The organism is Streptomyces sp. NPDC050264, assembly GCF_040655895.1.
Lineage (GTDB): Bacteria > Actinomycetota > Actinomycetes > Streptomycetales > Streptomycetaceae > Streptomyces.
In genome coordinates, this window is the sequence record NZ_JBFAKV010000006.1 from 185,935 (window position 1) to 186,150 (window position 216).

Genomic DNA, 216 nt, shown 5'->3' on the forward strand with positions numbered 1-216 from the left:
AGTAGCCCCGAGACCGTGACGAACTCGTCACTCGGCGGCGTGCGCCGGCAGTGCGGATGTAGCCCCGAGACCGCGACGAACTCGTCACCCGGCGATGTGCACGAGCAGTGCGGACGTAGCCCCGAGACCGCGACGAACTCGTCACCCGGCGACGTGCACGAGCAGTGCGGACGTAGCCCCGAGACCGCGACGAACTCGTCACCCGGCGACGTACGT

1 protein-coding gene is annotated in these 216 nt (G+C 69.0%); it reads right to left on the reverse strand.

The features are described from left to right. A partial coding sequence (locus AB0J02_RS12785) for a hypothetical protein (RefSeq protein ID WP_363193638.1) occupies window positions 1–216 on the reverse strand: 216 nt, incomplete at both ends.